The 12356-nt window shown below is 67.6% G+C and carries 16 protein-coding genes; 8 read left to right on the top strand and 8 right to left on the bottom strand.

Annotation, left to right across the window (positions count from 1 at the left end; all coding sequences use genetic code 11):
- Window positions 1-130: 130 nt before the first annotated feature.
- On the top strand, window positions 131-484 hold the full coding sequence (locus RM788_RS06325) for a hypothetical protein (RefSeq protein ID WP_315930560.1): 354 nt from the start codon (window positions 131-133) through the stop codon (window positions 482-484).
- Window positions 485-657: 173 nt separating this feature from the next.
- Here RM788_RS06325 and RM788_RS06330 read toward each other — a convergent pair whose 3' ends face one another.
- Window positions 658-945: a DUF4342 domain-containing protein gene (locus RM788_RS06330; RefSeq protein WP_315930561.1), complete on the bottom strand. Its 288-nt coding sequence runs from the start codon at window positions 943-945 to the stop codon at window positions 658-660.
- On the opposite strand from RM788_RS06330, the gene RM788_RS06335 reads away from it, so the two are divergent.
- The 3 genes from RM788_RS06335 to RM788_RS06345 all read left to right on the top strand — a co-directional run bounded on the left by RM788_RS06335 (window position 944) and on the right by RM788_RS06345 (window position 3314).
- Window positions 944-1438 carry a hypothetical protein gene (locus tag RM788_RS06335; RefSeq protein WP_315930562.1) on the top strand — a complete coding sequence of 165 codons (495 nt, stop codon included), beginning with the start codon at window positions 944-946 and terminating at the stop codon, window positions 1436-1438. The genes RM788_RS06330 and RM788_RS06335 overlap by 2 nt on opposite strands.
- 346 nt (window positions 1439-1784) lie before the next feature.
- Entirely contained in the window at window positions 1785-2099 is a 315-nt protein-coding gene (locus tag RM788_RS06340; protein ID WP_315930563.1) for a hypothetical protein, read from the top strand.
- A gap of 552 nt (window positions 2100-2651) precedes the next feature.
- On the top strand, window positions 2652-3314 hold the full coding sequence (locus RM788_RS06345; RefSeq protein WP_315930564.1) for a Type 1 glutamine amidotransferase-like domain-containing protein: 663 nt from the start codon (window positions 2652-2654) through the stop codon (window positions 3312-3314).
- 85 nt (window positions 3315-3399) lie between these two features.
- Here the strand turns inward: RM788_RS06345 and RM788_RS06350 are convergent, their stop codons facing one another.
- On the bottom strand, window positions 3400-3870 hold the full coding sequence (locus tag RM788_RS06350; RefSeq protein ID WP_315930565.1) for a GNAT family N-acetyltransferase: 471 nt from the start codon (window positions 3868-3870) through the stop codon (window positions 3400-3402).
- Window positions 3871-4038: 168 nt separating this feature from the next.
- Window positions 4039-4578, bottom strand: coding sequence for a DUF4184 family protein (locus tag RM788_RS06355; protein ID WP_315930566.1), 540 nt, complete (start codon window positions 4576-4578; stop codon window positions 4039-4041).
- A gap of 242 nt (window positions 4579-4820) precedes the next feature.
- On the opposite strand from RM788_RS06355, the gene RM788_RS06360 reads away from it, so the two are divergent.
- Complete coding sequence (locus RM788_RS06360; RefSeq protein WP_315930568.1) at window positions 4821-5324, top strand: SigE family RNA polymerase sigma factor; 504 nt, start codon at window positions 4821-4823, stop codon at window positions 5322-5324.
- Entirely contained in the window at window positions 5321-6292 is a 972-nt protein-coding gene (locus tag RM788_RS06365; protein WP_315930569.1) for an LCP family protein, read from the top strand. Before RM788_RS06360 ends, RM788_RS06365 begins: the two co-directional genes overlap by 4 nt.
- A gap of 193 nt (window positions 6293-6485) precedes the next feature.
- On the opposite strand, the gene RM788_RS06370 is transcribed toward RM788_RS06365, so the two are convergent.
- The 3 genes from RM788_RS06370 to RM788_RS06380 form a co-directional block, all read right to left on the bottom strand.
- The gene (locus tag RM788_RS06370) at window positions 6486-7412 is read right to left on the bottom strand and encodes an aminoglycoside phosphotransferase family protein (RefSeq protein ID WP_315930570.1); all 927 of its coding nucleotides are present in this window, start codon (window positions 7410-7412) and stop codon (window positions 6486-6488) included.
- Between the two features lie 69 nt (window positions 7413-7481).
- Window positions 7482-7787: a hypothetical protein gene (locus RM788_RS06375; protein ID WP_315930571.1), complete on the bottom strand. Its 306-nt coding sequence runs from the start codon at window positions 7785-7787 to the stop codon at window positions 7482-7484.
- Between the two features lie 59 nt (window positions 7788-7846).
- Entirely contained in the window at window positions 7847-8425 is a 579-nt protein-coding gene (locus RM788_RS06380; RefSeq protein WP_315930572.1) for a TetR/AcrR family transcriptional regulator, read from the bottom strand.
- A 107-nt stretch (window positions 8426-8532) separates the two neighbouring features.
- Here RM788_RS06380 and RM788_RS06385 point away from each other — a divergent pair, with 107 nt between their 5' ends.
- Both RM788_RS06385 and RM788_RS06390 read left to right on the top strand, forming a co-directional pair.
- Complete coding sequence (locus RM788_RS06385) at window positions 8533-9231, top strand: CPBP family intramembrane glutamic endopeptidase (protein ID WP_315930573.1); 699 nt, start codon at window positions 8533-8535, stop codon at window positions 9229-9231.
- Window positions 9232-9450: 219 nt separating this feature from the next.
- Window positions 9451-10194 carry an MBL fold metallo-hydrolase gene (locus tag RM788_RS06390; RefSeq protein ID WP_399345374.1) on the top strand — a complete coding sequence of 248 codons (744 nt, stop codon included), beginning with the start codon at window positions 9451-9453 and terminating at the stop codon, window positions 10192-10194.
- Between the two features lie 129 nt (window positions 10195-10323).
- On the opposite strand, the gene RM788_RS06395 is transcribed toward RM788_RS06390, so the two are convergent.
- Together RM788_RS06395 and RM788_RS06400 are read right to left on the bottom strand one after the other, a co-directional pair.
- Complete coding sequence (locus tag RM788_RS06395) at window positions 10324-11553, bottom strand: FAD-dependent monooxygenase (protein WP_315930575.1); 1230 nt, start codon at window positions 11551-11553, stop codon at window positions 10324-10326.
- A 144-nt stretch (window positions 11554-11697) separates the two neighbouring features.
- Entirely contained in the window at window positions 11698-12093 is a 396-nt protein-coding gene (locus RM788_RS06400; RefSeq protein ID WP_315930576.1) for an NPCBM/NEW2 domain-containing protein, read from the bottom strand.
- Window positions 12094-12356: the final 263 nt, after the last annotated feature.

Genomic DNA, 12356 nt, shown 5'->3' on the forward strand with positions numbered 1-12356 from the left:
TCCTCGCTTCGGGGACTGGATGGCACTCGTCCGTGTCAGTCAGCCGTACCGACTCGTCGACTCCACGTCGGTTCAGCCCGTGGCTCCCGCCGGGGTGATCGCTCCACAACCGTGGCATCCGAGGGTGATCGTGCCCACCGATCGTGGGCGCCGGATCCCCGGTGTCGAGGCGTTGGCCCGCACCGCGATCCGCTTGCATCCCCGACCCGCCGCGCCGACGGTGCGGGACAGCCATCTCGGCGGACCGCTGTTCTGGCCCGCCGGCGAGCCGTGGCCGCACTGCGGCACTGAGCACGTGGACGACGACGGGAAACCGCGTGAGGCGGCTTTGGTCGCAGGGGCCCAGTTCTTCCGCCGGGACTTCCCGAGTTTGCCCTTTTCAGGACCCCTGACCTTCTCCTGCCCCGACTGCGACGCCGACCAGCGACTGCTGCTCTCCCTGCACCACCGAGTACCCCGACCACCTGTGCACCTGTCTCGGTGACGAACGGCAACCCGTGGGCTGGACCTTCGGCAGGGAGGGCGCGCTCAACATCTTCGGCTGCCCCACCGAGGTCACCCACGGCGTCAGGGTCTGCATCGACTGAGCACTGGTGCCGCAACGAACGCGTCACCGTCGGCGGCTGCCGACGGTGACGCGAGCACCCGTTGAACCGACTACACCTGGTCGGTGTCGACCGTCGCCGCAGACTGACCACCGGGGTGCCTGCGGTCCTCGAGCTTGATCCCGCACTTGCCGACCAGCGCGGCGCCAACACCGATCGTCGTGACCACCGGAGCAGCCAGCGCCGCGACCAACCCGAGAGCCACCGGCACCTCCAGCACCACGTCGTCCTTGCTGTCACGCACGACAACGCGACGGTTGACGCCCTCGTTGACCAGCCCGCGAACGGCGTCGACCAAGGAGTCGACGGCGCGGTTGGACTCGGGCCTGGATTCGCTCATGATTCTCCTCGAACTGCGGATGTCTTTTGACATCTCCAGCATGTCCGCGGCGGCGCCTCCTGCCATCAGGGTTTCCCCTGACCTCCACCTGATCCGTCCCTTAGAAGTGCCGGGCACCTCAAAGGCGTCCGCCACGTGGCTAAGTCGGATCAACAATCAGGTCGTCGACACGACGCCAAACCATCCTCTCCCGCCGATGAGCGCGTTTACGCAAATACTCGGCAAACCGATTGCGTCTGCCGCGCCAGTGGCGGCTCAGCATTCGACGTGCAGCTGCGCGCAACAGCACAAGATCACCGACGACATCGACATCGCTCGGCACCCGGCGAATTTGCTGCCCATCGTCGCCCCCAATGGCGGTAAACGCGCCAGTCATGCGACCGGGTGGATCACCTCCACAACATCGGCCAAGCCGATGAGTCGAGCACCCTCGAACATCGACAGCCGCAAACCCGGAAAGACCGGTGGCCAAAGCTCCGGCACAAGCGGGTGAAGCCGGACCATCGCCTCTTCGCCAGGCGTGAACGGCCCCTTCGCCTCCAGCGTCAGAGGCGCGTCGTGGCGTTCCCGATGGAAATCCGGCGGGAATGCCCAGTGCGACCGGTAGCCAGAGCGGATCGGGGTCTGGCGACCACCCTGCTCCGCAGTGAGAAGCCGCAACCATGCGCGGATGTACCCGCGCTCAGGTTCGGTCGCCGCCCACCGGTCGTGCTCACGGTCAGGATCCATGCCGAGATTCTGCCCATCCAACGCAGACTCACCCCGCCGACCATGTGCATCGACATCCGCTACTGCCGAAGAGCGAGTTCGGTCCGTCCAACCGGTGGCATTATCGCCGCATGTCCGACAACTTGTCCGATGCCGACTTCGACGAGATCGAGCAACGCGTGATGAAGGCTCTCGAAGTGGCGCCCCCACCCTGGGTCGAGCACCTGGAGAGCCGGTACGCGACCGGCGGTACCAGTTTCGTCCAGGTCGGCCCCGCGGACATCGATCCCGAGATCGAGATGTACGTCAACGTCCAGGTCGGCGATGACCAATGGCGCTCACCCGACGCACGCCTCGACGCGATCATCGACTTCTTCGGCCACGCACCGGACGACGTCCAACGCCTACTCGACGAGATTCGGCGAATTCGGAAGCAACAGGCCTGAACGCCCGCTCATGCCGCCTACCGTGTTCGTCGACATCCGATTCTGCCGATGAGCGGTACCGGCGTGGGTCTCGGTGGCGTGATGATCAGCTTGGTGCGGTGACGATCGGTCCGAGCGGGCTGGGGAGTGCCACCAGGTCGTGCAGTCGCCGCGGCGGGAAGTCGGTCCACGTCCCGCTGGGATCGCGGGCGGCATGCAGGTGCCAGTCGAGAAAGCGTTGCCAGAGCCGGAGCGGGCGGTGGGTGTTAGCGGACGCGGACACCGTGACCGACAACGTTGTTTGCAGGCACCAATGTCGACAACCGCATGGTCGTGGCGCCGACCGTCGTGCTCGTCGACATCCGATTCTGCCGATGAGCGGTCACCATCGCACGCGCGTCCCACGTGCGTTGGCCGACGAACGGGTTGTGCGGGGTAGGAACGGGAGGCGGATCCATGGGCAGCAGCCCTGCGTGAGTAACCACCTCCGAACAGGATGCGCGAACCGCGATGAGTTCTGGCCCAATCAGTGGTCTTCATACACATCCACCTTTCCCGCGCTTGGAGGCAGCTGTGAAGCTCTTGCTCACGTCAGGCGGCGTCACGAACCCGAGCATCCACGCGGCGCTCGTGCGGCTCCTCGGCAAGCCGATCTCCGAGTGCCACGCCCTCTGCGTCCCGACAGCCCAATGGGGCCACCCGATGTGCGGACCGGCATCCGTGCAGGGATTCCTGGCCGCCAAGCCAGCGTGGCAGCACTTCTCCGGCCTCGGCTGGGCGTCGCTCGGCGTCCTCGAACTCACCGCGCTGCCCACCATCGGCGCGCAGCGGTGGGTTCCCTGGGTCCGGGAAGCGGACGTGCTCCTGGTCGACGGCGGCGACGCGACGTACCTGTGCCACTGGATGCGCGAGTCCGGGCTGGCGGATCTGCTGCCGTCGCTGCCCGACACGGTCTGGGTGGGAGTGAGTGCCGGAAGCATGGTGATGACGCCCCGGATCGGGTCGTACTTCGTCGAATGGCCTTCCGCGCCGGACGACCGCACCTTGGGAGTCGTCGACTTCTCGATCTTCCCGCATCTGGACGCCTTCCCCACCAACACCCTGGCCGACGCGGAGCGGTGGGCCGCCGACCTCGACGTCCCGGCCTACGCCATCGACGAGCAGACAGCCATCAAGGTCGTCGACGGCTCCGTCGAGGTGATCTCCGAAGGGCAATGGGTGAAGTTGCAGGGATAGCCGCACGACGTGGCGGGCCAGCAGACGACGCTGCGAACCCGTCGTCCCCAAGCCAGTTGTCGCGAGTCATGACCCACGACGCAGGTCAGGGGCTGAGCGCCTTGACCATGACCAGACATGGCGTACCCGGCCACACCTCGGTGTTCTCCTCCAACGGAAGAAACCCCGCCGCCCGGTAGAACGTCCTGGTGTCGGCGTAACCCTGATCAAGGTGAGTCGGTCCGAGGGTTTTCACCTGGAGCAGTCGGCAGCCGTCCCCGCGAAGGTCCGCCTCGGCCGCGGTCACCAGTGCTCTGCCCACTCCTCGGCGATGCCATCCCGGTGCCACCGCCATGAAATGGATCTCGGCCGACTCGGGGAAGTGACGTCGGTACAGCAGAATGCCGACCGAGTCATCTCCCACCTTCGCGACGAACCCCGGCAACCGCATCGCCGAGTCGATGTACCCCGCGTTGGACTCGGGCACCCCGAACCACGCCGGAAGCAGTTCTATCAACAGCCCTGTCACCGAGACCGACTCTGCCGTGTTCTCAACACGCGACACCCGGTACTCCACGGACACCAGCCTGCCCCAGCGACCAGCACAACTCCACCGAGTTCCACTCGATACCGCGAACCTGCCCACAACCCCGACCACATCCGCTCATACCGCATGGAGCGCGTTCGACCAGACGCGCTGTCATGCCGATGTGCGGACGTTCTGCCGCAGGGGCCATGTCTGGAGCTACACGCATTTCTTCGTTGCACCACGGCGATGGGCGAAGTACCAGCAGAGCACGTACAGCACGAGCGCCAGTCCGGCACCTCGAATGCCTCCGACCAACACCAAGCGCACCCAGTCGTAGGCGCTGACCTGGCTCACCGGGGCGGTGAGCGCGATGCCGGCACCGACGGCCACCGCGACCGCGATCCCGCCCTGCACCCACCGGCAGGTCTTCCTCGGCAGAGTCGGCCAATGCCGCCCGTGCTCGCGCGGGACACGGCGGTACCAGCGCAGGGTGATCGCGCCAAGGAGCGGCAGACCTCCGAGCGACGACACGTAGCCGATCACGTTGTACAGGCGATGCGGGCCCACGACGGAAAGGCGCAGCATCGGCCAATACCGCACCGCGGCGCCATCGGTGTGGGTGACGGCGTCCCAGACTAGGTGGGTCGCGGCACCCACGACCAACAGCACGACGCCGAGCAGGAGATCGATCCCGACCAGGCCGACGACCGAATGGGGACAACTCCCGTTGCTCCAACACCTTGGCGAGATGGGCAAGCCAGTCGATCACCACAGCATCCGCGAACATCCCCTGCACGAAGCCCGCCAGACTCGTCGGAGCAAACCGGTCCGATCAACGTCCGCTACGACGCCGTGCTCCAGACCTGGGACCATGGCGGCACCAAGACCGACCACGCATCAGCACGCGTGACGCACGTCACCACGAGATGGTTCAACGTTGTGGCCTGGTCGAGGGGTTTCCCGACCGCAACGCAACCACCTCGACAGAAGGGGACCACGTGCGGGACGGCTACGACCAGTTCGTCGCCGATCGTCTCGATCGGCTCTTGCGCTACGCCACGGCCATCACCTGCGACAAGCACCTCGCGCAGGACATCGTGCAGGACGTCCTCGTGCGCGCCCGGTCCCGGTGGGGCCGGATCGGCGTCATGGACGCGCCCTACCTCTACGTGCGCCGGATGGTGACAAACGACTACCTGTCGTGGCGCCGCCTCCGCGCCCGCCGTGACATCAGCTCGACGCACGCCACGCTCGAAGAACTCTCCCCCGCCGTGGCCGACCCCGCCGAGCGGCACGCCGAACGGGACGCGATGCGCGCCCGGATCGCCGTCCTGCCGCGCAAGCAGCGGGCCGCGATCGTCCTGCGCTACTACGAGGACGCCACCACGACCGAGATCGGCCAGGTCCTCGGCTGTTCCGAGGGGACCGTGCGCAGCCACCTCTCCAGAGCCCTGCACACGTTGCGCGTCAACGAGACCAGCCCGTCGGAGGTGCTGCGATGACAGAGCAGGAAGCCCTCATCCGCGAGGCAGTCGCCGCAGAGGCGGCCGAGGCGGTCGACTCCCGGACGGTGCTGGCCGCCTTGCACGCCAAGCGGTCGCGCCGCCGTCCGCTGGCCCTGCTCGCGGTCGTCGGCTTCACGGTCGCCGCCGTGGTCGCGGCCGTGCTGATCACGCCCGACGCCGTCCCCCGCCCCGAGCCCCTGGAAGCGGCCACGCCCGTGCAACCCCGCACCCTGTTGGTGGCGGGTCTGGACGCGGTGGGCCTCGCCGACTCCGTGGTGCTCGCCCGCGTCGGCGTGGACGGCTCGATCAACGCCGTCTCGCTCCCCCGCGACTCGTGGGTGGACGTGCCCGGCCGCGGCATGACCAAGCTCAGCTCCGCGGGCGGACCGCAGGACCTCGTGCGCGCGGTCGAAGCCGTCACGGGCCTGCACGTGGACCACTACGCGACCGTCGACATGGCCGCCGTGGCCGCGGTCAGCACGGCCGTGGGCGGTGTGGAGGTCTGCCTCACGGCCCCGGCGAAGGACGAACTCTCCGGTGTGGACCTGCCCGCGGGCAGGTCGATCCTCTCCGGCGACCAGGCGCTGGCGTTCCTCCGCCAACGCCACGGCCTGCCCGAAGGCGACCTGGACCGCGTGCTCCGCCAGCAGGCGTTCCTGCGCTCGCTGGCGACCAAGGTCCTCGACCCCGCCGTCCTGCGTGACCAGGCCAGGGTCACCGCCGTGCTCGACGCGATCAAGTCCGGCGTCCACACCGACCCGGACTGGAACCTGCTCGCGTTCGTGAACGACCTGGTCCCGAACGCGGACGTCCGCACCCTCACGGTTCCGCACGGCCCGACGACCGAGACCCCGTCCGGTTCCGGGCTCAGCCTCGACCCGTCCGAGGTCCGCACGTTCGTCGCCGGATTCCTGTCCGACTCGCCGACCCCGTCCGGCCCGCCACCGGCCGACTGCGCGAACTAGTTGGGGAGCTGCGGGGTGGTCACGGCCGCCTCGCAGCGCTCGGCGAACCCGAGGACCCGCAACGGGTATTCCGCGCCTGCGATGCCCCCGCAGCGGGGAACAGCGCGGAGTCGACGTGCGGCGGGCGGGTGCGGAGTACCACCACTTTCCTCGACCCCGAGCTCGCCGGGCCGCCATGAACCCTGGACTCCCTTCAAGCTCTGCGGCGGCCAGCTGAGTATTCGGAGAAGATCTCGTCGAGGACGCGACGTGCGTTCTCGGCCTCCTCGTCGGCTCGGTTCACGGTCTGAGCGCAGGCAGCCAACGTCTTCCACAGAGCCCAGCCACGCCCGCGCGCCCAAGTCGCTTCGTCGACGGACAGGCGCTCGCGGAACGCCTGCCTGCCGTCAGCGGTCAGCAGCGTCCAGGCGATGGCCATGTCGCACGACGGGTCGCCCACACCGCAGGTCCCGAAGTCGATGACGGCCGCCAGTTCCCCGCTGTCGAGGAGGAGGTTTCCCGGTGCGATGTCGCCGTGGAACCAGACGTCCACCCCGTCCCAGGGGGTGTCCAGCGCGGTCTTCCAGATCTCGCGGGCCGCGTCGACATCGATGTGGCCCTCCAGCGTTGTGAGCGCGCGCTGGGCCTGCGGGTCGTACGTGCGCAGGGTCGCGCCTCGGAACCAGTTGTGCTTACCCGGCTGGGGACCGTCGGCGGCATCGATGCTTTGCAAGGCCTCGAGGAACCCGGCCAGGTCGAGGGCGAAGCGGACGGGGTCGGAAATGCCCGCGCTCGCGGGTTCGCCGGGGAGCCACCGGTAGATCGACCACGGGAAGGGGTAGTCCACGCCGGGGTGCCCTTTCACCAGCGGGACGGGGATGGGGAGCGGCAGTCGGGGCGCGAGAACGGGAAGCCACCGCTGTTCCTTCTCGACCGCCAAGGCGTACTCGGACGCACTCGGTAGACGCGCCACCATTCCGTCGCCGACGTGGAAGGTGATGTTGTCCCAGCCGCTCTTGGCCACCGGCCGAACAGGGAGATCGGCCCACCGCGGGAACTGGTCGGCGATCAACCGGCGCACCTGCTCCACGTCGACGGTGACGCGCTGGGGTGGCGGACCGAGATCCGGTGTGCTGCTCAACGCGGCATCCTTGCTGAATTGGGAAAGTTGAAGGGTTGGATCCGAACGGTAGTTCGGGTCTTGCGGCAATCAACGACCGTCGATCCACACGAAAGGAAGACCAGCTGCACACACGAGGATTCCCCTGGTCTTCCAGTGCAGCCCGATCCTGGCGTCGTGATCGTCCTCGGGGAAATCCGGCCACGTGAGCACCGGCAGCGTCGGCAGGCCCAGCAGCGGGGCGATGCACTCGTTGGCCTCGTCCATCCAGGTGGTGGCCCAGACGAGGCGGCAACCGAGCGCCAGCAGTCGTGGCCCGAGCGCCGGGTTGACCCGAGCGAGCAACGGGTAGTGCCGACAGCGTAACCAAACGCTCGCACGCAATGCGTCGGCCAATCACACCACGAACACGCTCATGCCGTTGAGGGCGCCAGAGAGGCCGAACGCCAGCGGATTCACCTGGCGAGAAGCTGATGCACGTACCACCGCAGCAGGCGTCGCTCGCGCGGCAGGTCGAACCGGTCCGGTTCGATGACCGCGCACAGGTGCAAACCGTTGATCATCGCCAGCACGTAGGCAGCGTGGTCATCAATGTCCTGCTCGGCCACGTGTCCCTGCGCGGACAGGACCGACAGCCACCGGTGTACGGCGACCGTTGATGCCTCGTGCGCACCGCGCAGGACGTTCTTGAGCGCCGGAGCGGCATCCGGTGCCAACGCGGTGCAGTAGAGGTCGAACCAGCCGCCCCGCAACGACGACTCCTGGGCGGGGAGCGGAAGGAACTGCTCGAGGCAGTCGTAGAGGCGCACCGCCGGGTCTTCGGTGTCGTCCTCGATCGCCAGGTCGTTGAGCACCGAGGTGACCAGTTCGGTCGTCACCGCGTGGTGGAGGTCGACCTGCGAAGGGAAGTAGTGCCGCAGCGTGGTCGCGCCGACACCGGCCTCGCGGGCGACTCCGCGAACGCTCAGTGCGCCGTAGCCGCTCTTGTTCGCCAGGCGGAGTGCGGCTTGGACCAGCTCTTCCCGCGTCGACATGACACCGAGTGTACCGGCACAGATCCATCAATCGTACCGGTACAATTGACGCGATTCGTGCTAGTACATATCGTCTGATCGTACTAACCGAGTCGAGGGAGACCGCTATGGCAGAGCCGCTGATGACGTCGCCGACGGCGCGTCTCATCCGCCCTGGGTGGCCGGAGGTGCTGGCAGCCGGTGTCACCTACGCGCTGATCTACCTGGTCGCGCCGCCTTTGGTCGACCGGTTCGCGAGCGGTTCCACAACGGTGTCGGGGCTGGCCTACGCCGCTCTGTCCGGCGCGATGGGCCTGCTGGCGTTCGCCGCCGCGTTCGTGATCCGGATCCGCGCGTGGCCGGCCTTCGGGATCCGCGGCCCGGCCGTGCGCTGGTGGTTCATCGCTGGAGGACTGGGCTTGGGCGCGGTGGTGCTCGCCCAGGTCGCGTCCACGGCCGTGATCGCCCTGTTGGGCGATCGGGTCACCGATGTTCAGGAGGAGTACCGCGACGCCGCCTCCGCGGGACCGATCGCGCTGATCCTGCAACTGCTGTTCCTCGCCGTGCTCACACCGGTGGGCGAGGAGTTCGCCTTCCGCGGTGTCCTGACCAACGCGCTGTCGAGGTACGGCGCCTGGACGGCCGCCGTGCTCAGCACGCTCGTCTTCGCGGCGGTTCACGGGCTCAACATGTCGCTGGTGCCCGCAGTCATCGTCGGGAGCATCAACGCATTCCTGTTCCTGCGCACGAAGTCGGTGTGGCCCGGCGTGCTCGTCCATGTCATCAACAACGGGCTCAGCACCGTTCTCGTCGTGCTCGTGTCGTAGAAACCCGGTGGTCATGACCGGATTGGTCACCGGCAGGCGTCACCGGTGCGCTCATGCCGATGCGCACGATCAACCACGTCTTCCGACGTCTCGTCGACCGTCCTCAAACCGATCCCCTGAACCGGCGAACAGTCAGGTGGCGAGCGTCGTGAACGTCCGCTTCTGCCGATGAGCGTGCGCGATCAACGTCGTCACAGCAGAGGCGGGCATGCTGTGCTGATGCGACAGGTCACGGTGCTCGGAAGTTGTGGCGCTTACCCGGAACCGGGCAGGGCATGCAGTGGTTTTCTGGTGGAATGGGACGGTTTCCGGCTTGTGCTCGACCTCGGCTACGCCACTCTGCCGCGATTGCTGAGCCACTGCCCCGACGGGGCCTTGGACGCGGTCGTCATCACCCATGAACACCCCGACCACTGCATCGACCTGCACGGGCTGTTCCGGATGCGCCTCTACGGAGGAGACGGCACCAAGCTGCCGCTGTACTGCACGCCAGGTGTGCTGACCCGTCTCAGCGGTCTGGAACCGGAGGCCGACCTGCGTTCCGTGTTCGACATTCACGAACTGCCCGGTGCGCATCGCGTCGGTCCGTTCGAACTCACCGGCGTCCTGCTCCCCCACTACGTGCCCAACGTCGGTGTCCGCCTGCAGAACCACCAGATCACGCTCGCCTACACCGGCGACACCGGACCCGATTCGCTGCTGGCCGAACTCGGTCGGGACAGCGACCTGTACATCGTCGAAGCCACCGACCGGAAAGGCGAACCGCAGCAACCCCAACGCAACCTGCTCACCGCCGAGGAAGCAGGACACTGGGCCACCCTCGCCGGCGCGCGCAAGCTGATGCTCACCCACTTCTGGCCGGGCAACGATCGGGACGCTTCCGCCACAGCAGCACGAAAAACCTTCGACGGAGAAGTGCTCATCGCCGACGAAGGCCTCGTCGTCCCACTTGACCGGACCTGATCCCCAGCCCCCTTTCCCGACTGCTGTCGGCGATCGCGTGCGTCGGCGTCCGCTACTGCCGATTACCGGGGTGCCCGTGACACATCGGGCAGTCGGGGACCGCTGGTTCGCCGGGCCCGAGGCGGTGGCTTACGGCTTGGCCAAGGAGGTGGTCGGCGATCCGGTCGAGGCTCCGGAGTCCGGCACCCCCACGTAGTCAGGTAGCTCCACGCCGTTGATCGCGCGCCCGATCAGCTCCGTGAACCACTCACCGGCGAAATCGGGGCTCGGCTCGGTGTCCGGCCCCGGGAGGTCGCGGGTGCGGGCGTTCAGCCTGCCGATCTCCTGGTTGGCCTCGACGTACGAGCGCATCCGCTCCTCGTAGCGGGCGAACCCGACGGCGGGGTCCCATCCTGCGGCGGCCAGTTCACCGGCCAGCAGGTAGGCGCCGACCAGCGCCAATCCGGTGCCCTGCCCGGACATCGGCGACGAGCTGAACGCCGCGTCCCCGAGCAGCCCCACCCGTCCGCTCGACCAGCGGTCCATCACCACTTGGGCGACCTGGTCGAGGTAGAAGTCCGGGGTGTCGTCCAGGTGCGCGAGGATGTCCGGGGTCAGCCAGCCCAGGCCAGCCATCCGCTCGCGCAGCAGAACCTTCTGGGCCGCGACGTCACGGTGGTCGACGTCGAAGTCGGCCGAGGCGAAGTAAAACATCGCCATCGCACGGGTGGCGTCCTGGATGGGGCGCAGGAGGGCTGAGCGCCCGGACTCCTGATCCTGGTACTCGAGCAGCCAGCGGTCCAGCCCGAACTCGTTGGGCACGCTGTAGAAGGCCAGCACGTGCCCGAGGTGGCGCAGGAGCCGCTCATGCGGCCCGAAGACCATCGCCCGCAGCGCCGAGTGCAGCCCGTCCGCCCCGATCACCAGGTCGAAGCGCCGCCGGTCCCCGCCCGCGAAGACCACGTCGACCCCGTCCGCGTCCTGGGTGAGCTCGGCGATCCGGTCGCCGAAGAGGTACTCGACGCCGTCGCGGGTGTCGTCGTAGAGCACCTGGGACAGGTCCCCGCGCAGGATCTCGATGTCCGCGATGAACCCGTCGCCACCGTCGTCGTCGGCGCGGAAGGTCTCCAGCACGTTCCCGTCCGCGTCCACGGTGTGCGCGCCGGCGGTGTCGGTGCACGCCGCGCGCACCGCCGCGTCCAGCCCCATGCGCCCGATGACCTCCTTGGCCACCCCGCGCGCGTCCACCGCCTGCCCACCGGGACGCAACTCGGGGGCTCGCTCCACCACGGTCACCTCGGCCCCGCGCCGCCGCAACCAGTGGGCCAGCGCGGGCCCCGCGATGCTCGCCCCCGCCACCAACACCCTGATACCGCTCACCGCGCCTCCCTGCTCACCCGTTCGGATCACGGTCCGGATCCTACGGTGATCCGCAGTCCTGACCTGCGGATGACCGACGATTCCGGCTCGCCGTCCGCGAGCGGCCCGGCGCCTCGTCACCGCGCCGTGCGGGCCGGGCTGCGATCAATCGGCCAGTTCCGGATCGACCAGGGCCATCGTCGCCGAATCGCAGTACTTGCCGTTGTCCGTGGTCACCACGATGGTGAAGAAGTTGGCCGAGTCGACTGAAATCGTGATTTGCTTCGGCGGCTGGTCCGAGCTGACGGACGAGCCGTCAATCTCCTGCCCGTCCACGATGTACCGATAGGTGACACCGGTTACTTCTCCGGGCTTGAGGTCGACCAGTCCGATGAGCGCTTTGAAATAACGAGGATGCCCTTGAGGCAGTGGGTACGATATATTCCACGTTCGCACACAGCCCAATTTCGTCGACATCGCGTGCGGGTAGTCTTGGCCGTTGACCGTCACGGGTGCCTGTCGGAAATCTGCTCCTTTCCACTTGTCGTCGAGCAGCGACACCGCCGTGCTCGTCCGAGGCTGATCAGTTGGATCACTACCGCGAGGCGACCCTGTTGGCGCTTGGAGGCGTAGCCAAACCAGCAGGGGGATCACGAGCACAGCTGCGACAATCAAAACCACCATGACCCGAAACGCCAACCCCGCCCGCGATGATACCGGCGGGTTGTGCACTATGAGATCCCCCACCGCCTGGTAGACCCGTCCTCCACCCGAGGCGGCGCCGCTTTGGGTGGCCGTACCCGGCACACCATCGGTCTCGGAAT

This window comes from Umezawaea sp. Da 62-37, from assembly GCF_032460545.1.
GTDB lineage: Bacteria > Actinomycetota > Actinomycetes > Mycobacteriales > Pseudonocardiaceae > Umezawaea.

What these genes read in the sequence shown, in the direction of transcription:
- RM788_RS06335 (WP_315930562.1), top strand. Translation starts at nt 944, where the DNA reads ATGATTCTCCTCGAACTGCGGATGTCTTTTGACATCTCCAGCATGTCC.
- RM788_RS06330 (WP_315930561.1), bottom strand. Translation starts at nt 945, where the DNA reads ATGAGCGAATCCAGGCCCGAGTCCAACCGCGCCGTCGACTCCTTGGTC.
- RM788_RS06340 (WP_315930563.1), top strand. Translation starts at nt 1,785, where the DNA reads ATGTCCGACAACTTGTCCGATGCCGACTTCGACGAGATCGAGCAACGC.
- RM788_RS06365 (WP_315930569.1), top strand. Translation starts at nt 5,321, where the DNA reads ATGACAGAGCAGGAAGCCCTCATCCGCGAGGCAGTCGCCGCAGAGGCG.
- RM788_RS06380 (WP_315930572.1), bottom strand. Translation starts at nt 8,425, where the DNA reads ATGTCGACGCGGGAAGAGCTGGTCCAAGCCGCACTCCGCCTGGCGAAC.
- RM788_RS06385 (WP_315930573.1), top strand. Translation starts at nt 8,533, where the DNA reads ATGGCAGAGCCGCTGATGACGTCGCCGACGGCGCGTCTCATCCGCCCT.
- RM788_RS06390 (WP_399345374.1), top strand. Translation starts at nt 9,451, where the DNA reads ATGCGACAGGTCACGGTGCTCGGAAGTTGTGGCGCTTACCCGGAACCG.